We start from the raw sequence: 19,033 nt of genomic DNA, 5'->3' as shown, positions 1-19,033 counted from the left end.
TTCCGGTCAGCTGGCTTGTGTATGCAGCCTGTCGGATCGGATGGGCGCTGTCATGACGCCTGTTAGGGGGTCGGCCGGTCGTGTGTCGCGTGTGACCGGTAGATGCCGATCTCCTCCGGGCGGACGAGGCCGTCCTCGATCGCGCGGGCGAGCAGTGCCGACTTCGTGGCCGCTGGCCGCCCCGCCCGGGTGTACTTGATCCGTGCCCGGTCGACGTACTGCTTGACGGTGTGCTCGCTGATCTGCATCCGGCGGGCCACCGACGCCTTGGACATCGACTGGAACCAGAGCAGCAGCGCCTCACGCTCCTTGTCGGACAGCATCGGCCGGTCCGGCCGTGGGTCGCCGACCATCGCCCCGGCCAGTGCGGGCGGCACGTACGGGCGGTCGCTGGCGGCGGCCAGCACTGTCGCCACACAGTGCTCCCGGCCCTCGTGCTTGGCCAGGAACGCCACCGCCCCGGCGTCCAGCGCGGCGAGCATCGTCGACGGGTCGGTGTGCTCCGAATAGACCACCACCCGCCGCCCGGCGGCGCTCAGCTCGGCCAGCTTGTCCAGCGCCATCCGGCCGTGCAGCCGCAGGTCGAGCAGGACGACGTCGGCGTCCGGGGCCGTCCGCAGCACCTCGTCCGGATCGTCCCCGGTGGCCAGTACGGTCAGCCGCGGCTCGGTGGCGAGCCAGGCGCGGACCCCCTCGACCACCACTGGGTGGTCGTCGACGATCGCGACCCCGATCGGCCGGTCACCGGTCACCGCCGCCACTGGGTCTGCGCCCATCTGATGCTTCCGTCCCGTTCGTAGAGGTGCTCCACCTGCCCGTCGTCGTGCTCCCCCGGGGGTGGGCCGGTGGCGTCCGGACCCTCCCGGTCCGGTGTGACAAGGCTGACCACCACCTCGTCCGGACCGGAGACCACTGTCAGCCGGGCCCAGCCCCGGGCGTCGGCGAGGAGGCCGGTGAGCGGGTCGGCCAGCCGACGTCGGATCTCCACCGGCAGCGGCGGAGGCGTGCCGATGGTGATCAGGTCGATCGGCAGGCCGCTGCGTTCGGCGAGGTCGGCGGCAGCCCGCAACTCGTGCAGCAGCGGGTCGGGCACGTCGTCGGACTCGGCGATCAGTCGGCGCAGCCGGGCGGCGGCCAACACGCAGCGCCGCTGCACCTCCGGGTCGTCCGGGTCGGCCTGGCCGGCGGCCAACTCCCCGAGCACGCGCCCGGCTGTGGAGCTGACCAGGGCGAGCCGGTCCCGGCGTTCCCGCCGACCCCGCTCGGCGGCATCGCGCTCCGCCGCCAGCACGTGGCCGGCAGCGGAGACCGCGGCCCGCCTGCGAGCAAGGCTCACGATCGTCGCGCTGCCCACGAACACCGCCACCGGAAGGGAGAACGTGCCGTAGACGTACATCACGTAGCGGGCCACGTCGGCCGGGTCGGGGCCGTGCCCGAGCACCGCGAGCAGCGCGATCGCCGCGTGCGTGCTCAGCAGCGCGACAAGGCCCACGACCCGCTGGCCCCAGAGCGCCAGCACGAAGAACCAGCCGAGCGTGCTCCACACCCAGTTGGCGGCGGTGAACAACTGCCCCTCGCCGACCGCGGCGAAGACGGCCACGTCGACGGTCAGCAGCAGCCCGGCAAGCGGCCACGGCGGCAGCGGCGAGCCGCGCAGCAGCCGCACGCCGGCCACCGCGCCGGCCACCGCGACCACCGCCCAGGCGCCGACCACCACCGTTGGCGCGGTGAACTCCGCGCGGGCGGCCAGCACCGCAGGCAGCCCGATCGCGACGTGCCAGGCCAGCGCGATGGCCACGGCGGCGATCCGGGCACCCCGGTCGGACGCGTGCGCCACGGCGGCCGGCGCGGCGAGCCTGGCCGTGGACGCCGGCTCCCGGGGTGCGGGCACGCTGGTCCGGTCCGCTGCCTCCGTCGTGACGGTGGGGGACGCCGAAGCGCCGAGATCAGCCGACACCGGGCCACTCCAGCCGGATCCGGGTGCCGGCCCCGGGGGCCGATCGCACGTTGGCCCGGCCGCCGACCGAGGCCATCCGGCCGTGGATCGACTCGCGCAACCCGTACCGGTGGGATGGGACGGTGGCCGGGTCGAAGCCGGGGCCGTCGTCGGCGACCTCGGCCGCGACGCCGATCGCGTCCCGGCTCAGCCGCAGCGTGACCCGCGCGCCCGGCGCGTGACGGACCACGTTGGACAGCGCCGCGTAGGCGCTCTCGCCTATCGCGTCGGCCACCCCGGCGGGAACCGCGCACGGCGCCAGGTCCAGGTGCGCGGAAAGCTCGGGCAGTCGGCCCGCCACCGCCCGCAACCGCTCGTCCAGCGGCACCGGGCCGTCGCCGGCCACCGGCTCGACGTCGCTGAGCGCGACGAGGGTACGCAGGTCGCCGCCGCACCGGTCGCGGAAGGTGGCCGAGGACCCGGCCACCGCGCCGAGCCCCACCATGGTGAGTGTGCCCAGCACCGTGTCGTGCAGGTCGCGGTTCTGCTGGCGCTCGGCGTCGCGGGCGGCGCGCGCGACAAGCGCCTCCCGGGTCAGCCGCTGGTGCTCGACGAACGCGCGGTCGGCACGACCGATGCGTCGACGCATCACCGCCGCCATCATCGCCGTGCAGGCGGTCTGCACCAGCAGGGTGGCCGCGTGCGCCCGAGCCTCGGTGGGACTACCGGCCGCCTGCGCGCCCGTCGCGTACGTGGCGGTGACGAGCAGCCCGGCCGGGATCGACCAGCGCGCCGGTGCGGTGGCCTGTGCGTTGATCACCGTGGTGCTGCCCAGCACGGCGATCCAACTGCCCTCGCCGGGCAGCACACCGGGCGCGACAAGCACGGGGATGAGAAGGCAGGCCATCGCGGTGAGCGCGACGTCGGCGGCGACCAGGTTCGGGGTGATGCCGTGGCGTATCGCCCGGTAGGCGTACCAGAGGGACCAGCCGGTGAGCGTGGCCACCACGGGTAGCAGAACGCTTGGCTCGACCGGCGGGGCCTGCACCGACAGCGCCACCGCCCCGCCGACCACACCGCAGGTCAGACGCAGCAACGCCGGGATGGTGGTGAAGATGAGGCCGAGCGCGCCACCAGCCGGATTGTCCAGCGTGGGCGAAGCGGTGGGGGCGGCAACGGCCGGCATCGGGAAGTGTCCTTCCGACAACGACCCGGTAGGGGTCCGCGCGGCAGAGATCGACATCGGAGAATAGCACGAGCGACGTTGAGCGTAACCCACTGTACGTGCGTTATCGCCGATGCGTCACGACGTGCTGCGGGGTTGCAGCAGGTCCCACCGATTGCCGTAGAGGTCGACGAAGACCGCGACCGAGCCGTACGCCTCGTGTCGCGGCTCCTCCAGGAAACGCACACCGGCGGCCACCATCCGGGCGTGGTCGCGCGCGAAGTCCTCGGTGTGGAGGAACAGCCCGACCCGGCCGCCGGTCTGGTCACCGATCCGGGCCCGCTGCTCGGCGGTGCTCGGTCGGGCCAGCAGCAACGCCGTCTCCCGGGCGCCCGCCGGGCGGACCACGACCCAGCGGGAGCCATCCGGCCGGGCGGTGTCCTCCAGCAACTCGAAACCGAGGTCGCCGACGTAGAAGTCGATCGCCTCGTCGTACTCCCTGACCAGCAGCGCGACAAGTCCCAGATGTGCCATTCGGTCATCATGCCGGCGCGTGGCTGGGGCCTGCCCGGCGGCGTCCCCGCCGGTCACTCGCGTCACGCCCGACGGCCTGGCGCTCCGACCGCATCGGGCGTCCCGACCACCCGACCGGAACCGAGCGCGCCCGTCGCTCGTCCCATCCTCGGGTGGAAAGGTGGTGAGCCGGATGCGCTCGGGTCGAATTGCACTGGCGGTGGCACTGCTCGGCGTGGCGCTGGGCGGCTGCGGTGACACGGACATCGGGCCGGGAGGGGGCGACGAGCCCGGCCCGGCGCAGATCGTCGAGACGTGGACCTCCTGCGCCGAAGCGGCACCACAGGCCGGCGCGATCCTGTCCGTGCCCAACACGGGCGCGCCAACACCGGCCGGGGTCGAACCGAAGATCGGGCGCATCGACAGCGCGTTCACCCCGGTCACGGCCGTGCTCTGCGGGCGGGAGCTCCGTCCGGGCCCCGGCGGAGGGCGGGACCAGGTCGCCACCGAGCGGCGCGCGACGCAGATCGCGCCGCTGCTCGCCGCGCTGCGCCTGCCCGACCAGGAATCCGCTGGTGATGTCGCCTGCACCCTCGACATGATCGTCCCACCGTGGTTGGCCCTGCTCGACGAGCGGGGCCGCTGGCTGCGGCCGTACCTGCCGACGGACACCTGCGGCAAACCCCGCCCGGAGCTACGGACGGCACTGGCCGAGCTGTCGACGACAACTGTGGACACCCGCGTCGTCGGGCAGGTCGAAGGCCCGGCCGCCGAGGCCGCCGGATGCGCGCAGCGGTGGACGGACCTGGTGTGGGTGGAGACCAGCAACGGCCGGCCCGGGCCACCCGCGCCGGCCACCTCGCTGGCCGCCGGGCCGCTGCGCCTCTGCGTCTACCAGGTGCCCTCGGCGCAGCAGGGCAGTGGCAAACCGGCAGGCGATTTCGTGTACGGCGGGCCACTGCCGGCCGCGCGCCAGGCGGGGGTGCTGCGGGCGCTGGCCAACCGTCGGGCGGTGGTCGACTGCGCCACCCCGGCCTCCCGGTTCGCGGTGCTGCGCCCACTGGACGGCACCGCCGGCCCCGACCGGTACGTGGAACTCGACGGCTGTCGACGTTTCCTGGTCACGGCATCCACCGGTGGCGGGCAGCTGGGCCAGGGCGACGACGCACTGGCCGCCCTGCTCGGACCCGTCTGAGTCGGCCCGCCGGCCGCCCTTCGGTCGGGGGGCGCTTCGCGGCCGGGGGAGTAGGGTGAAAATTCTGTAGCCCACGCTCCCGGATGGGGCGAGGCGAGCCGGCGTCCACATCGGCGTGGGTCCCAGGTCTATCCGAGGGCCTGTGCAGCAGCGCGTCAGGCGTGCTGCCATTCGCGCGCCCATCGGCTCCGCTGCCCGAGGGGTGCGCCGGCCCCGAGGATCTGGTGCCCATGCCCCGCCTGCCGATCGATCCTGCCCGCGCCTTCGCCGAACTCGGAAGCATCAAGCTCGCCGAGGTCAATCTCGACGAGGTCCTGCAGCGGGTCGCCGAGCTCGCGAAACGCGTCCTGCCCATGCCGGTGGAGGCGTCGGTCACGCTGATCCGCGATGGGGCCGGACACACGGCGGCGTTCACCAACGAGGTGGCCCGTGAGATGGACGAGCGGCAGTACGCCCAGGGGCGGGGCCCGTGCCTGGAAGCCGCCGCCAGCGGCGATGTCCTGTCCATCCCCGATCTCGCCGGCGAGGACCGGTGGCCCGAGTGGGCCGACCGCGCGCGGCAGCAGGGCCTGGGCAGTTCGGTGTCGATCGGCCTGCCGATCCAGGACGCTGTCGTCGGCGCGCTCAACGTCTACGCGCACACACCCGGGGCCTTCGACGACGAGACAGTGACGGTGCTGGAGACGTTCGCCGCGTACGCCGCGGTTGCCCTGTCCAACGCCCAGCTCTACGACAGCACCGCGAACCTCGCCCGGCAGATGCGCGAGGCGATGGCCAACCGGGCGGTCATCGAGCAGGCCAAGGGCATCATCATGGGCGAGCGACGCTGTGGCCCGGCCGACGCGTTCGCGATCCTGTCGAAGGTCTCGCAGGACTCCAACCGCAAGGTCCGTGACGTGGCCCAGGCCCTGGTCGACCGGGCGGCCGGGAGATCCGGGGCCTGACGACCCCGCACGAGCACCGCCGCCCCGCCTACTTCGACAGGGCGCGCTCCAGTTCCGCCTTCGACATCGACGAGCGCCCCTTGATGCCGCGCTGCTTCGCCTCGTTGTACAACTGCTCCTTGGTACGACCCTGGGCGCCGCTGTGGGAGCGCTTGCCGCCGCGATGCCCGGACGACACGTCGTTCCGCGACGACCGGCTCGACGTACGCGCCTCACCCGAGCGGGCCCGTTCCTTGTTCACCGTGCGGGCGGCGATCTCCTTGGCCCGGCCGGTGGACGCGCCCCGCTCCTGCGCGCTCTCCTTGATGTGCTCGTACTGCCGCTCCCTCTTGGGGCTTGATCCCGCTGGCATCGGTGCCTCCCACAGCCGCTGTCGGGTGAGGTCGAGACCCGGCTCGCACACCCGCGGTGCGATCGAGGCATCCCAGGCCGGGGCGTCGCGCTCACGCTTCTCGGGCCACGATGCCCAGTCGCCACCGAGGTCAAACGACCGCCGTGAACCTGCCTGCCCGACCGGCACGCCGTCGGCCGTCCACGCGAGCCGTCGTCCCGGCCACCGCGCTGGGCACGATCGGGCCGCACCTTCGGAACCGCTTCTGGCGTGGGGTCGTATAGTTGTTGCCGCAGCCGACGCCTGGGCGTCGGCCGGTCAGCGTCCAGCAGCGGGCGCCGGGCTCGGTTGGCGAGCCCGTGCGGCGCCCCGTGCTCGCGGTGCGCCATCACCACGCGCGCTGCCGTCGCCTTCCTGCAACCGGTACGCGCCCCGGGCACGAGGACTTTGAAGTCATGGCACAGCAGCGCATTGATCCCAATGCGGCGATCGTCGAACTCGGCCAGATCAAATTCGGCGAGACCGACCTGTCCGGAGTGTTGACCCAGGTCTCCGAACTCGCACGGCGAACGATCCCCGGCGCGGAGGAGGTGTCGGTGACGTTGTTGAAGCAGGAGGGGCCGCACACCGCCGCGTTCAGCGGCGAGATGGCGCTCCGACTCGACGAGTTGCAGTACGAGTATGACCAGGGCCCGTGTCTGGAGGCGGCCAGAGCGGCCACCGTCGTGTCCGTACCGGAGATGGCCCAGGAGGCTCGCTGGCCGGAGTGGGCGGCCCGAGCCGTGCAGGACGGAGCGCTCAGCTCACTGTCGATCGGGTTCCCGATCCAGGAGACAGTGCTCGGCGCGCTGAACATCTACGGCACCGAACCGGGCGCCTTCGACGACGACGCGGTCACCCTCGCGCGGACGTTCGCCGGGTACGCCGCCGTCGCCCTCGCCAACGCCCACCTGTACGACACCACAGTCAACCTGGCCGCACAGATGCAGTCGGCCATGCAGAGCCGCGCCGTCATCGAGCAGGCGAAGGGCATCATCATGGGCGAACGCCGCTGCACGCCGGACGAGGCGTTCGCCGTTCTCGCGAAGGTGTCCCAGGACTCCAACCGCAAACTGCGGGACGTCGCCGCCGCGCTCGTCGAGAGGGCCGCCCGCCCGGCGGGCCCCAAGCGGGATCGCGGCGATACGGGCTCCCTGCCGTGAACGCTCGACAGCGGGTTGCCCCGCCGGCGGACCTGTGGGACCGACAGCCGTAGGTCCGCCGCCGGGTTCGACACCTGGCGCACAGGTCGACTGGCGGTCGGCGGCCGGTCCTATTACCGTGGAGTTCGGGTCAAGCCAAGCGCCCATCCTGTTACGGATCCTGACAGGGGGCGCCAGCCTATGATCGAACGTCAGTCACTCTTCCAGACCCACTTCGCTCGTCCTCCTGCGGCGATCAGCCCTGGGCAGGTCACACCAGCGACACTCGGCATCCGCCAGGCGGCTGGCTCCGCCGAGGCGGACTCCGCCGAGCTGTCGTTCCAGGTGACTCGCTTCATCGAGCCCCTCGACCTGGCCGCGACCATCTCCGCCGACCGGATGGTCGTCGCCCCGGTCGGGTATGTCGACATGGACACCGCGCCGCGCCTGGCGACGGCACTGTTCGACGCGATCGACAGCCACCCGGAAGTCTGTTGCGAGCTGACCGGCGTCAGTTTCTTCAGCGCCGCGGGTGTGCACGCACTCCTGCTGGCACGCGAGCGGGCGGATCGGGTCGGTTCCCGCTTCTCGGTCCGAGGCGCCAGCGGAGTCACCCTGCGGGTGCTGCGGATCACCGGGGTGGCGCCTCTGCTCCTCGACCCCGAATGAGGGTGCGGCGGCACTCGTCGCCGTCGTCAGCTCACAAGTGCTGGACGATCTGGATCGGGTTGCCGTCCGGGTCGGCCGTCCAGGCGATCAGCAGGCGATCGAGCCACCGGTGCGGCGCGGCCAGCGCCGGGGCGCCGTTCGCCGTCAGTTCGGCGTACGCGCCAGCGGTGTCGTCGGTCCAGAGGATCACCGCTGCCCGCTGGCCCTGGGACACGGGGTCGAGCCCGTGATCGTCCCGCGTGGAGGCCGCCGAGGCGACGCCGATCCGGTAGCCGTCGAGCACGAGATCGATGTGGATCGGCTCACCGTCGGCCGGCACCCGGAAGGTCTCGGTGAACCCAAGACCGGCGTAGAACTCGGCGGCGCGCGGAACGTCCTCGGTAAAGAGGACCACCTGGGGGGTGCGGAACATCGACACGCCGCGACGCTACCAACGCGGCGGCCGGCTCGCCCGGTGACGGCTTCGTGCACGGGCCGTGGTCGGGGTGCGCGGGCCGTGGTCCGGGTCCGCGGGCCGTGGTCGGGTGCGCGGACCGTGGTCGGGTGCGCGGGCCGTGATCGACTCGGGTTCCGGGAAAGCGCGGTGTTGGAGCGCCGGGACACCCCGACTTTCCGGAAGCCGAGTGCCGGGGGTGATCGACGGGGTCGGTCACGTCAAGCCGCTGACCTGCGGTGACTGTGGTGCGCCCGGCAGGATTCGAACCTGCGGCCTTGGGATTAGAAGTCCCCTGCTCTATCCGCTGAGCTACGGGCGCGTGTGGCGTGGACATCGCGCCCAGAGGGTACCGCCGCCCTGCTGTCCGGTGGCGAAAAGGGTGCCCGCGTCCACGTTGCCGAGCAGGGTCTCACGTCGACCGCGCGGCGGGCATCCGGGTTCCCAGCGACCGGCCGGGCCTCGGACCGTACCTTTGGCTGGTGCTGCTGGATCCCGACGTCGAGAGCGACGTCGCCTACGAGCTGTGCCAGATCGTCGGTCGTGCCATCCTGCCGTACCGCTCGGGCGACGACTTCGGCACCGCGTTCTTCTTCCAGGACGGCGAGGACCCGGTGGGGGAGTCGCTGCTGACGGCGGCCGACCTGGTCGGCGCGCCGGGTGGTGAGCTGGGGCTGCGGGCGAGCGTCACCGAGCCGGCCGGCGTCGCCCCGGCCGCCGTTCCCGCTGTCGACATCGTGCCCGGCTGGTCGCGCTTCCCGGGCGACGGCGTCGCGGTGCTGCCGACCGCCGGTCTACACCGGTACGCCGGGGACGGCGGCTGGCGGTGGCGGGTCCAGCCGGTGCCCGCGGGGATCGCCGCCGGACCCGAGGTGGTCGCCCGCCTCACCGCCGACGCCGGTTCCGCTTTCGTGCTGGCCCACGGGGTACGCGAAGACGGGTCGCGCCCGCTGGAGGTCGCGATCGAGCGCGTGGTCCGCGACGGAGACGCCGTGCGGATCACCACCGAACTGCCGCCGGGGTACGTGGGAGCGCCGGTCTTCGTCGTCCAGGCCGACGCCACCGGGGAGCTGTCGCCGTACTGCCTGGGCCTGGTGTTGCCCGGCGTCGGAGCGCACCCGGTGGTGACCTTCGACCGGATCCGTGCCGTCCTCCCGGCGACGCCCGGCGACGTCTGAGCTGCGAGCAACGTCGGTCTTCGGACCGGTCAGCCGCCGGTTGTCGCCGCGCCCGCCGCTTCGGCAGTCGGATTTCGGCTGTGCGGGAGCCCGGCCCCACCGACGGCCGAGTCGGTGCTGGTCGAGGCTTCGACGGTCGATGGCGCGTCGGCTGGCGCGCGGTCGGCCGGTGCGGGATCGGCGGTAGCCGGGGCGTCCGCCGCCGTGTCCGTGGGCGCATGGTCGGCGGTGACCGGGGCGGGGTCGGCCGTTGCGGTGGGGCCGGCGCCGAGAAAGGCCTCGGCCCAGCGGCCGACCTCGTCGAAGACCTTCTCGCGGACGGCCGGCCCGGAGAGCGTGAGGTCGTGCAACCCGCCGTCGAAGCGGGCCACTGTGACGTGGCGGCCGAGGCGGGGCGCATACCGGACCATGTGCTCGACGTCCAGCACGGCGTCGGCCAGTGTCGCGTTGTCGTGCCACCGGGTGCCCCGGAAGGAGCGGGTCGAGCAGGCCAGCAGCACGGGCACCGGGATGTCCAGACCGGCGCGCAGCCGGCGCTGGCCCGTGCGGATCGCGTTCAGCCAGCCGGCCCGGACCGGGAACCCGGCCAGCGGCTTCCACGCCAGGTCATAGGTCCACTCGCCGCGGTGGTCGGAGTGGATGCTCTCGCCGTACACCGTGCCCAGCCCGAACGGCAGGATGCGGTGCGGCGCCCTGCGGCCCAGCCGGGAGACGGCGGCCGCGAGGGGTCGGCGCACCGCCCAGGGGGCGTTCAGGTCGAAGAAGGGGCTGTTGAGCACCAGGCCGTCGACGGTGCCGGTGTCGCGGCGGGCGTCCGCCCAGAGCGAGATGATCAGCCCGCCGGTGGAGTGGCCCATCGCCAACAGGGTGTCGTGCCCGTCGTCCCGACGGATGATCTCGGCGGCGGCGTCCAACTCGGGGAAGTAGTCGCTGATGTCGCGGCAGAAGTTCGGGGTCTGGCCCGGGAGCAGACTGCGACCGTACTTGCGCAGGTCGAGCGCGTAGAAATCCCAGCCGCGCGCGGCGAAGAAGTCGGCCAGGTGGGTCTGGAAGAAGTAGTCGACGAACCCGTGCACGTAGAGGACGGCCCGCCCGGTGGGACGCTCGGCCCGCCGCCGGACCAGTGTCGCGACGACAGGTCCTTCGTCGTCGGTGCCCAGGTCGATCGTCTGCCGCTCGTACGGCGGCCCCAACACGTCCGGTTCCACGAACGCGACGCTACGCCGCCGACCTACCGAGCGGTAGCCCGCGCCCTGGCCTGCCCCGCGATCCTGCTCCTGTCGCGGCCTTGCCGGTCGGGCGCGGCCTTGCCGGTCGGGCGCGGCCTTGCCGGTCGGGCGCGGCCTTGCCGGTCGGGCGCGGCCGCGAGGGGCAGGATCGCGGGGACGGGACGTGGGTCAGGCCGTTTCCGCGTCGGCGCGGCTCGGGTCGGCGGCCGGCAGCTGCTCCTGGTCGTCGGCGAGATCCAGCTCGCTCTGGGGCTGCGGGATGTCACGCAGGTGCTTGTTGTGCCGGGGCTCCTGGCGGGTCTTGGCGTCGTTGAGCCGGCGGCGCAGGTCGTCGCGGACGTCGTTGAGCGCGGCGTGCAGGTCCTCCTCCGCGGAGGTGGTGACGATCTTCTGCCGGCCAGCGATCCAGCACTCCAGGGTGACCTTCTGACCACGCGCCTCCCGGTCCTTCACCGACACCTCCAGCTCGGTGGCGTCGGCGTGGAAGCCGGCCAGCCGGGCGTCGAGCGTGGCGAACTGCTCGGCGATCCAGTTGCGGTCGCCCTGCGAGAACCCGGCGCCCACCCGCAGGCACTCGGCGACGGTGGCCGGGTTCGCCGCGGCGCTCATCGCCGCGCCTCGGAAGCGTTCGCGGAGCCGATTTTGGTGATCATCATGGCGCTGACCTCTCGTCGACGTGGAGCTGTCGGTGGTGCGTTGATCAAGTGCTTACCCACTGTGCTTGGTCCGGGAAACCGCCGACGCCCGGCCGGGTGGGTCGGCCGTACCACATCAGGGCGTGATCAGGGCGTTGTCCACAGGTGGGTTCGTCGTCCACAGGTTCGGGATGGGCGCTGGCGAGGCTCACTCGCAGCACCGAGGCTCGGTGTCGAGTCGACTCGCGCTGGCAGGCCCCGATCCCCCTGGAGGGACGATGTTCGACACCTACGTAACAATTGTCGGCAATGTGCTGACTGCGCCCGAATGGCGACGCACCACCCAGAGCAACACGCTGGTGGCCAACTTCAAGGTCGCCTCCACCGCCCGCCGACTCGACCGGGACAGCGGCCGGTGGGTCGACGGCAACTCGCTCCGCGTACGCGTCAACTGCTGGCGCAAGCTCGCCGAAGGCGTGGCGGCCTCCGTGATGGTCGGGGATCCGGTGGTGGTCTGCGGGCGGCTCTACACCCGCGACTGGACCGACGACGCCGGCAACCACCGCACCCTCTACGAGTTGGAGGCGGTTGCCGTCGGCCACGACCTGTCCCGGGGGCGGGCCCGCTTCCTGCGCAATCGACCGAGCATGACCACCAGCACCACGGAGGACGCCGAGGCCGAGAGTCGGGTGCACGGCGAACCCACCGAGCCGGTGCCGGCCGGGCACGAGCCCGTGCTCCCGGACGACCGCCCGCTTGATGACGACTTCGAGCTGCCCGACTACGCATCGCTGCGAACCAGCCCGTTCGTCGACGACCCGATGGACGGCGACGGTCCCCCGATCGACGACGCGTCCCCGACCGACGCTGTTTCCTCGTCCGGCGAGCTTCCCTCGTCCGGCAGGGTCTCCCCGCGCAGCGGGCCGCTCGGGCCGGGCGGTGTTCCGGCCGGTCTCGATGACGAGTTGGGGCTTCCGCCCGAGGCGGATGACGACAGCGCCGACCGCGACTCGGACGACGAGTTGGGGCCGGTGCCGGACGAGGGGCAGCCGGAGCCGACGCCGTCCGGCCGAGGGCGGCGTGGTCGGGGCCGGATCCCGCAGCCGGCCTGACCGAGCGGTTCGACGGATCGCGGCGCTTCGACGATCGCGGCGCTCGCTTCGACGGATCGCGGCGGTTCGACGGTCGCGGACCGGGCGGCAAGCGAGCGGTACGGGGCCCGGTGCTGATGCCGTGTTGCGGCGGGATGGCAGACGTGGCCCGGCACGACGGGGGCGGGGTGGCGACGCGGCAAGCGTCGTCACCCCGCGTGACGGCGGCGGTGAGGTCGGCGGGGGAGCGTCGGCCGCGGCCCACCACGAGGCGCTGGCCGCCCCGGCGCACCGTGGGTCGGGCTGGTTCCCGGGACGCTCGTCTAGGCTGGCCGGCCTGGAGGTGGTGCACGTGCGACGGACCGCGCCGGTGGCGAACGCGGTGGGGCTGCTGGCCGGGTACGCGCTGGACAGGCTGCTCGGTGACCCACGCCGGTGGCACCCGGTGGCCGGCTTCGGGCAGGCCGCCGGTGCGCTGGAGCGACGCCTCTACCGCCCGGACCGGACGGCGGGCGCCGCGTTCACCGCGCTGGCCGTGGGCGGGCCGGTGCTGCTCGGGGCGGTCGCCGCCGCGGCTACCCAGCACCGGCCGGTGACCCGGGCGGTGCTGGTGGCCGCCGGCACGTGGACCGTGCTGGGTGGCCGCACGCTGCGCCACGAAGCCACCACCATGGGTCGGACGCTGCGTGACGGTGACCTGCTCGCTGCCCGGCGACGCCTCGGCCATCTCTGTGGGCGGGACCCGTCGACGTTGGGCGAATCCGAGTTGGCCCGGGCCACCGTCGAGTCGGTCGCCGAGAACACCTCCGACGCGGTCGTCGCGCCGCTGGTCTGGGGTGCGGTCGCCGGCCTGCCCGGCCTGCTGGGCTACCGGGCGGCAAACACGCTCGACGCGATGGTCGGACACCGGTCGGCGCGCTACGCCCGGTTCGGCACACCGGCCGCGCGGTTGGACGACCTCCTCAACCTGGTGCCGTCGAGGTTGACCGGGCTGCTCACCATCGCCGTCGCGCCGGTCGCCAACGGGGACCGGCAACGGGCCTGGCGGGTGTGGCGGCGTGACCGCAACGACCACCCGAGCCCCAACGCCGGCCAGTGCGAGGCGGCGATGGCCGGCGCGCTCGGCGTCCGCCTCGGTGGCCGCAACGTCTACTTCGGGCGCTCCGAGGTGCGGCCCTTCCTCGGCGACGGCCCCCGCCCGGAGGCCCGCCACCTCAAGCGGGCCGCCCGGATCTCCGGCGCGGTCGGGCTGGCCGCGGTAGGGCTGGCCGCCCTCTACCCGGTGACCCTCGGCCGCCTGGTCGGCGCCGTGAGTCGACGCGGGCTGTCTGCCGTGGCCGGAGGGCGGGGGCTGGGCGCCGTGACCGGAGGGCGCGGGTTGTCTGCCGTGGCCGGAGGGCGCGGGTTGGGTGCCCTGGTCGGTGGGCCGGGCTCCGTCGCCGCGGGTGGTGGGCGCGGGCTGGTTGGTGCCGGCGGGCGCGGGTTGCGAGCTGTCGGAGCGGGCCGGGGGAGCGGGCGGTGAGTGGCGGGCTGCTGGTCGCCGGCACGACCTCCGACGCCGGCAAGAGCGTGCTCACCGCCGGGATCTGCCGCTGGCTGCACCGGCAGGGTGTGAAGGTGGCACCGTACAAGGCACAGAACATGTCGAACAACTCGGCGGTGGTCGTCGGGCCGGACGGGCGTGGCGGCGAGATCGGACGGGCCCAGGCCATGCAGGCCGCCGCCTGCGGGCTCGCACCCGACCTGCGGTTCAACCCGGTCCTGCTCAAGCCGGGCAGTGACCTGGCCAGTCAGGTGGTCCTGCTCGGCGAGGCGGTCGACACGATCACCGCTGGCACGTTCCGGCACCTGCGCCCCCGGCTCGCCGAGACCGCGTACGCGGCGCTCGCCGAGCTGCGCGACACGTACGACGTGGTGATCTGCGAGGGCGCCGGCAGCCCCGCGGAGATCAACCTACGGGCCGGTGACTACGTCAACATGGGGCTGGCCCGGCACGCCAACCTGCCCACCATCGTGGTCGGCGACATCGACCGTGGCGGCGTCTTCGCCTCAATGTTCGGCACCGTGGCCCTCCTGGACCCGGCCGACCAGGCGCTGATCGCCGGCTTCGTGATCAACAAGTTCCGTGGTGACCTCGGGCTGCTCCAGCCGGGGCTGGACATGCTGCGTCACGTCACGGGTCGCCCCACGTACGGGGTGCTGCCCTGGGCACTGGACCTGTGGCTCGACGCGGAGGACTCCCTCGCCTACGGCCGGGTGCTCGGCCGCCCCGCGGCCCCGCACGGCACCGAGTGGTTGGACGTGGCGGTCGTCCGCCTACCCCGGATCAGCAACGCCACCGACGTGGAGGCGCTGGCCACCGAGCCGGGCGTCCGCGTGCGTCTCACCATCGAACCGGCCGAGTTGGCCGCCGCCGACCTGGTCGTTCTGCCCGGCTCCAAGTCCACCGTCGCCGACCTGGCCTGGCTGCGCGAGACGGGCCTCGCCGACGCGGTGGCCACCCACGTGGCGGCCGGTAAGCCACTGCTCGGCCTCTGCGGCGGCTTCCAGATGCTCGCCCGCGCCATCCACGACCCGGTGGAGAGCCGGCGGGGCAGCGTACCGGGCCTCGGGATGCTGCCCATCGAGATCACCTTCGATCCCCGCAAGACCGTCCGGCAGTCGGTGGGCACCGCCCACGGCGACGTCGCGGTGCGCGGCTACGAGATCCACCACGGGTACGTCTCACACACCGACCCCACTCTGGCCCCGTTGCTGACCGGCGACGACGGTGTCGGCGAGGGAGCCGTGCTCGGCGCGGTGCACGGCACGCACTGGCACGGGGCGTTCGAGTCCGACGGGTTCCGCCGGTGGTTCCTCACCGAGGCGGCTCGCCTGGCGGGGCGCAGCGGGTTCCGGGTCGCGCCGACGACCAGCTTCGCCGCCGCCCGAGAACGTTCACTCGACCTGCTCGGCGACCTGGTCGAGGAGCACCTGGACACCGATGCCCTCTGGCGGCTCATCGAGGCCGGCCCGCCCGTCGGCCTGCCCTTCGTTCCACCCGGCCCCCCACCGTCCTGACCACCCACCGTCCCATCCGGAGTGTCGGGGCGTGTGCGCCGCGCCCCGGGCAACTCAGCGTGATCATGCGCCGGACGGCTGTCCTGGCCACCACTTCCGCATGATCGTGCACGATCCTGGTTGTAGTGGCCTGGCGCGCGCCGGGAGCGGCCTTTTTCCTGGATCGAGCGCGATCTTGACCCGGGCAAGGCGGCGGTCGGCACAGTGGCGGGGCTGGGCGCGGTGGCGGCCCGGCACGGTGGCGGGCTGGGCGCGGTGGCGGCCCGGCACGGCGGCGGGCTGGGCGCGGCGACGGCCCGGCACGGCGGCGGGCTGGGCGCGGCGACGGCCCGGCACGGCGGCGGGTAGGCATTGCGGCGGGTAGGCACGGCGGCGGGCTGGCACCGCGGCGGGCCGGCAGGGTGGCGGGCCGGCACGGCTGCGGGCTGGCGAGGCGGTGGGATTCAGGGGCGGATGTCGGCTGGGCGGTCGGTGGTCGGGAGGCCGGCGGCGAGCCAGGCGTCCATACCGCCGATCATGTCGGTCGCCCGGCGGAGACCGAGGGTCTGCAGGCTGGCGGCGGCGAGGCTGGAGCTGTAGCCCTGCCGGCACACCAGCACGATCTCCCGGTCGTACCCGGTGGCTTCCGGGATCCGCCAGGCGCTGGCTGGATCGAGCCGCCATTCCAGCACGGTCCGGTCGATGACGACCGCGCCCGGCAGGTCGCCCTGTTCGCGGCGCTGCAGGTCGGTGCGGGTGTCGACAAGCAGCGCGCCGCCGCGGACCGCCTCGACGGTCTGCTGCGGAGTCAGTCGGTGCAGCCCGGCGCGGGCCTGTTCGAGTAGGGCGTCGATACCGGGGCTCATCACGTCTCGGAGCACCACCCGATCATGCCGATTTGGTAGCGCCGCGGACGGCGAACGGGCCGCCCGTCACCCGTCACCGCCCCAATTCCCCCGGACGTGACGGCGCCCGGCCAGGGTGGTCAGCCGGACGTGTCAGCATGGCCATCGGCGACAGCTGTTGCAGCGTGATCCACTCGGCTTTAGGGATATCGCGGTGTCCTGCTGCCGGGATACCGCGACATCAATGAAGTGGAGTCGATCATCCCTGGACCGCGGTCGCGACGGCATACTTCGGTCATGCACCACGCGAGGCTGTGCTGAGTCCCGACACCGGCCGGCCGGGGCCGGGCCGCGATGCCCCGACCATTGCAGGGCCGTCGACCGACAAGGCCGGGCCTGCCGACTGGGTCGAGGGTGCCGACCAGGCCGGGAACACCGCCGGGACCAGGGACTCCAACAAGGCCGACGCAGTCGGGGACGTCGACCGGGCCGGGGACGTCGACCGGGCCGGGGACGTCGGGGACGCCGAGGTCGGGGAGTTGCCCGGCCGTCGGGCTGGCGGGTTGGCTGTGGTGGTTGTCGAGGCGTACGCCGAACTGGCTCGTCGGGTGCTCGCGGGCCCGGCGCGGTTGGGGCGGACCCGGCTGGTCGCTGTCGACGGGCCGAGCGGCGCGGGCAAGAGCCGGTTTGCCGCGCACCTCGCGGATGCCCTGGCGGCGCTGCGCGGCGGTGACCGCCCGCCCGTGGTGCACACCGACGATCTTCTCGACGGTTGGGACGACCAGGTCACCTTCTGGCCCCGGCTCGAGGAGGGGGTGCTCGCCCCGCTGCGCGCGGGGAGACCGGGTGCCTACCGGCGCTACAGCTGGGTGCGGCAATGCTTCCTGACCCGGCCGGTGCCGGTGCCCGTGGCGCCGGTGCTGGTGGTGGAGGGGGTCAGCGCCGCTCGGGCGGTGGTCCGGCCGGAGTTGACGTTGGCGGTGTTCGTCACCGCGCCCGCGTCGTTGCGGCTGGACCGCGCGGCCGCCCGGGACGGGGCGGAGATCCTGCCCGAGCTGCGTCGCTGGCACGCCGGGGAGCGAGCGCACTTCGCCGCCGACGACACGGCCGTCCGCGCGGACCTGCTGGTGGATGGCGCGCCGACGTTGCCGTACGACGCGGACCGGTACTACGTGCGCATCCGCTGAGCGTGCGGCCGGGCAGCCCCGGGTGCCGGCCCGGCGGACGGCGGTGACGGTACGGGCTCCGCCGGCACGCCCCGGTAAGGCCGGCATACGATGCCGGTCATGACCTCACCGATCATGTCCGAGTCCGAGGTGCGGGCCGCCGTCGAGCGGGAGATGCCCGGCGTACGGGCTGACCTGGAACGCCTCGTCCGCATCCCCGGCATCGCCTTCGAGGGCTTCGACCACTCGCACGTGGAACGCTCCGCCGAGGCGGTCGCCGAGTTGCTGCGCGGCTGCGGCCTGGACGTCGACATCGTGCGTTCCGGCGGTCAGCCGGCGGTGATCGGCCGTCGGGCCGCCCCGCCCGGTGCGCCCACCGTGCTGCTCTACGCCCACCACGACGTGCAGCCGGTCGGCGACCGGTCGCTGTGGGAGTCCGATCCGTTCGAGCCGGTGGAACGGGACGGCCGGCTCTACGCCCGGGGCGCGGCCGACGACAAGGCCGGCATCATGGCGCACGTCGCGGCGCTGCGCGCGTACGGGGACGCGCTGCCGGTGGGTGTGGTGCTCTTCATCGAGGGTGAGGAGGAGTACGGCTCCGACTCGCTGGAGCGGCTGCTCGCCGAGCACCGTGACGAGATCGCCTCGGACGTCATCGTGATCGCCGACTCGGGCAACTGGGACATCGGCGTACCGGCGTTGACCACCTCGCTGCGCGGCATCGTCAACTGCTTCGTCGAGGTGCGCACGCTGGACCACGCGGTGCACAGCGGCATGTTCGGCGGCGCGGTGCCGGACGCGCTCACCGCGTTGGTCCGGTTGCTGGCGACGCTGCACGACGACGCCGGTGACGTGGCGGTGGCCGGGCTGGTCGGCCGGGAGGGCGCCGTCGTCGACTATCCGGAGGACCGGGTCCGGGCCGAGGCCGGGTTGGCCGAGGGTGTGCGGTTCATCGGCACCGGCCGGATCACCGACCGGCTCTGGACCAAGCCGGCGCTGGCGGTGCTCGGCATCGACGCCCCGGCCACCGGCGAGGCGCCGAACGCCCTGGTGCCGGCCGCGAAGGCGAAGCTCAGCATCCGGCTCGCCCCGGGCGACGACCCCAAGCGGGCGTACGCGGCGGTGCGCGCGCACCTGGAGCAGCACGCCCCGTGGGGCGCCCAGGTGACGGTCAGTTTCGAGCACGACGGCGACCCGTGCGTGATCGACGCGTCCGGGCCGATGTTCGACGCGGCCCGTTCGGCCTTCCGGGCGGCCTGGGACGGCACGGACCCGGTGGACATCGGCGTCGGCGGCTCGATCCCGTTCATCGCCACCTTCCAGGAGATGTTCCCGAAGGCGGCGATCCTGGTGACCGGCGTGGAGGACCCGCACGCCCGCGCGCACGGCCCGAACGAGAGTCTGCACCTGGGCGAGTTCGCCAGGGTCTGTCTCGCCGAGGCGCTGCTGCTGGGCAAGGTGGCCGCCGCGGGCAGTTAGGTGT

The 19,033-nt window shown here is 73.4% G+C and carries 17 protein-coding genes, 1 tRNA gene and 3 pseudogenes; 11 read left to right on the top strand and 10 right to left on the bottom strand.

The window, feature by feature from the left end; genetic code table 11:
- Positions 1-62: 62 nt before the first annotated feature.
- From ACQPWW_RS28340 to ACQPWW_RS28325, 4 genes are all read right to left on the bottom strand, one after another.
- Positions 63-776 carry a response regulator transcription factor gene (locus ACQPWW_RS28340; RefSeq protein ID WP_433126721.1) on the bottom strand — a complete coding sequence of 238 codons (714 nt, stop codon included), beginning with the start codon at positions 774-776 and terminating at the stop codon, positions 63-65.
- Positions 749-1,957, bottom strand: coding sequence for a hypothetical protein (locus ACQPWW_RS28335; protein ID WP_433126719.1), 1,209 nt, complete (start codon positions 1,955-1,957; stop codon positions 749-751). The genes ACQPWW_RS28340 and ACQPWW_RS28335 overlap by 28 nt, the downstream gene beginning before the upstream one ends.
- On the bottom strand, positions 1,947-3,122 hold the full coding sequence (locus ACQPWW_RS28330; protein WP_433126717.1) for a sensor histidine kinase: 1,176 nt from the start codon (positions 3,120-3,122) through the stop codon (positions 1,947-1,949). Before ACQPWW_RS28330 ends, ACQPWW_RS28335 begins: the two co-directional genes overlap by 11 nt.
- 117 nt (positions 3,123-3,239) lie before the next feature.
- A complete protein-coding gene (locus ACQPWW_RS28325) occupies positions 3,240-3,635 on the bottom strand; it encodes a VOC family protein (protein ID WP_433126715.1) in 396 nt (131 codons plus the stop codon).
- A gap of 172 nt (positions 3,636-3,807) precedes the next feature.
- Here ACQPWW_RS28325 and ACQPWW_RS28320 point away from each other — a divergent pair, with 172 nt between their 5' ends.
- Positions 3,808-4,809 carry a hypothetical protein gene (locus ACQPWW_RS28320; protein WP_433126713.1) on the top strand — a complete coding sequence of 334 codons (1,002 nt, stop codon included), beginning with the start codon at positions 3,808-3,810 and terminating at the stop codon, positions 4,807-4,809.
- A 230-nt stretch (positions 4,810-5,039) separates the two neighbouring features.
- The gene (locus tag ACQPWW_RS28315; protein WP_433126712.1) at positions 5,040-5,753 is read left to right on the top strand and encodes a GAF and ANTAR domain-containing protein; all 714 of its coding nucleotides are present in this window, start codon (positions 5,040-5,042) and stop codon (positions 5,751-5,753) included.
- Positions 5,754-5,781: 28 nt separating this feature from the next.
- Here the strand turns inward: ACQPWW_RS28315 and ACQPWW_RS28310 are convergent, their stop codons facing one another.
- Positions 5,782-6,105, bottom strand: a complete 324-nt coding sequence (locus tag ACQPWW_RS28310; RefSeq protein ID WP_433126710.1) for a plasmid stabilization protein — start codon at positions 6,103-6,105, stop codon at positions 5,782-5,784.
- Positions 6,106-6,539: 434 nt separating this feature from the next.
- Between ACQPWW_RS28310 and ACQPWW_RS28305 the strand changes: the two genes are divergently transcribed.
- The gene (locus tag ACQPWW_RS28305; protein ID WP_433126709.1) at positions 6,540-7,286 is read left to right on the top strand and encodes a GAF and ANTAR domain-containing protein; all 747 of its coding nucleotides are present in this window, start codon (positions 6,540-6,542) and stop codon (positions 7,284-7,286) included.
- Between the two features lie 180 nt (positions 7,287-7,466).
- A complete protein-coding gene (locus ACQPWW_RS28300) occupies positions 7,467-7,934 on the top strand; it encodes an STAS domain-containing protein (protein WP_433126707.1) in 468 nt (155 codons plus the stop codon).
- Positions 7,935-7,965: 31 nt separating this feature from the next.
- On the opposite strand, the gene ACQPWW_RS28295 is transcribed toward ACQPWW_RS28300, so the two are convergent.
- Entirely contained in the window at positions 7,966-8,346 is a 381-nt protein-coding gene (locus ACQPWW_RS28295; RefSeq protein WP_433134623.1) for a VOC family protein, read from the bottom strand.
- Positions 8,347-8,613: 267 nt separating this feature from the next.
- Positions 8,614-8,689: transfer RNA gene (locus ACQPWW_RS28290), tRNA-Arg, on the bottom strand.
- A gap of 160 nt (positions 8,690-8,849) precedes the next feature.
- Between ACQPWW_RS28290 and ACQPWW_RS28285 the strand changes: the two genes are divergently transcribed.
- A complete protein-coding gene (locus ACQPWW_RS28285) occupies positions 8,850-9,545 on the top strand; it encodes a hypothetical protein (protein ID WP_433126706.1) in 696 nt (231 codons plus the stop codon).
- Positions 9,546-9,733: 188 nt separating this feature from the next.
- On the opposite strand, the pseudogene ACQPWW_RS28280 reads toward ACQPWW_RS28285, so the two are convergent.
- Positions 9,734-10,753 (bottom strand): annotated as a pseudogene (locus ACQPWW_RS28280) (alpha/beta hydrolase); the annotation flags it as partial.
- 189 nt (positions 10,754-10,942) lie between these two features.
- Positions 10,943-11,383 carry an HPF/RaiA family ribosome-associated protein gene (locus tag ACQPWW_RS28275; RefSeq protein WP_433126704.1) on the bottom strand — a complete coding sequence of 147 codons (441 nt, stop codon included), beginning with the start codon at positions 11,381-11,383 and terminating at the stop codon, positions 10,943-10,945.
- 304 nt (positions 11,384-11,687) lie between these two features.
- Here ACQPWW_RS28275 and ACQPWW_RS28270 point away from each other — a divergent pair, with 304 nt between their 5' ends.
- The 4 genes and pseudogenes from ACQPWW_RS28270 (at position 11,688) to ACQPWW_RS28255 (ending at position 15,908) form a co-directional block, all read left to right on the top strand.
- Positions 11,688-12,521 (top strand): single-stranded DNA-binding protein, encoded by an 834-nt coding sequence (locus ACQPWW_RS28270; protein ID WP_433126702.1) that lies wholly within the window; start codon positions 11,688-11,690, stop codon positions 12,519-12,521.
- A gap of 349 nt (positions 12,522-12,870) precedes the next feature.
- Positions 12,871-13,842: pseudogene (locus ACQPWW_RS28265) on the top strand (cobalamin biosynthesis protein); the annotation flags it as partial.
- Positions 13,843-14,018: 176 nt separating this feature from the next.
- Positions 14,019-15,560, top strand: coding sequence for a cobyric acid synthase (locus ACQPWW_RS28260; RefSeq protein WP_433126700.1), 1,542 nt, complete (start codon positions 14,019-14,021; stop codon positions 15,558-15,560).
- A gap of 204 nt (positions 15,561-15,764) precedes the next feature.
- Positions 15,765-15,908, top strand: a complete 144-nt coding sequence (locus tag ACQPWW_RS28255) for a hypothetical protein (RefSeq protein ID WP_433126699.1) — start codon at positions 15,765-15,767, stop codon at positions 15,906-15,908.
- Positions 15,909-16,003: 95 nt separating this feature from the next.
- Here ACQPWW_RS28255 and ACQPWW_RS28250 read toward each other — a convergent pair whose 3' ends face one another.
- Positions 16,004-16,405 carry a rhodanese-like domain-containing protein gene (locus tag ACQPWW_RS28250; protein WP_433134621.1) on the bottom strand — a complete coding sequence of 134 codons (402 nt, stop codon included), beginning with the start codon at positions 16,403-16,405 and terminating at the stop codon, positions 16,004-16,006.
- 542 nt (positions 16,406-16,947) lie between these two features.
- Between ACQPWW_RS28250 and ACQPWW_RS28245 the strand changes: the two are divergent.
- Both ACQPWW_RS28245 and ACQPWW_RS28240 read left to right on the top strand, forming a co-directional pair.
- Positions 16,948-17,744 (top strand): annotated as a pseudogene (locus ACQPWW_RS28245) (uridine kinase family protein).
- Entirely contained in the window at positions 17,686-19,029 is a 1,344-nt protein-coding gene (locus ACQPWW_RS28240) for a dipeptidase (protein ID WP_433134619.1), read from the top strand. Before ACQPWW_RS28245 ends, ACQPWW_RS28240 begins: the two are co-directional and overlap by 59 nt.
- Positions 19,030-19,033: the final 4 nt, after the last annotated feature.

This window comes from Micromonospora sp. CA-240977 (assembly GCF_050942285.1).
Taxonomy (GTDB): domain Bacteria; phylum Actinomycetota; class Actinomycetes; order Mycobacteriales; family Micromonosporaceae; genus Micromonospora.
This window is presented reverse-complemented; position numbering and strand designations above follow the sequence as displayed.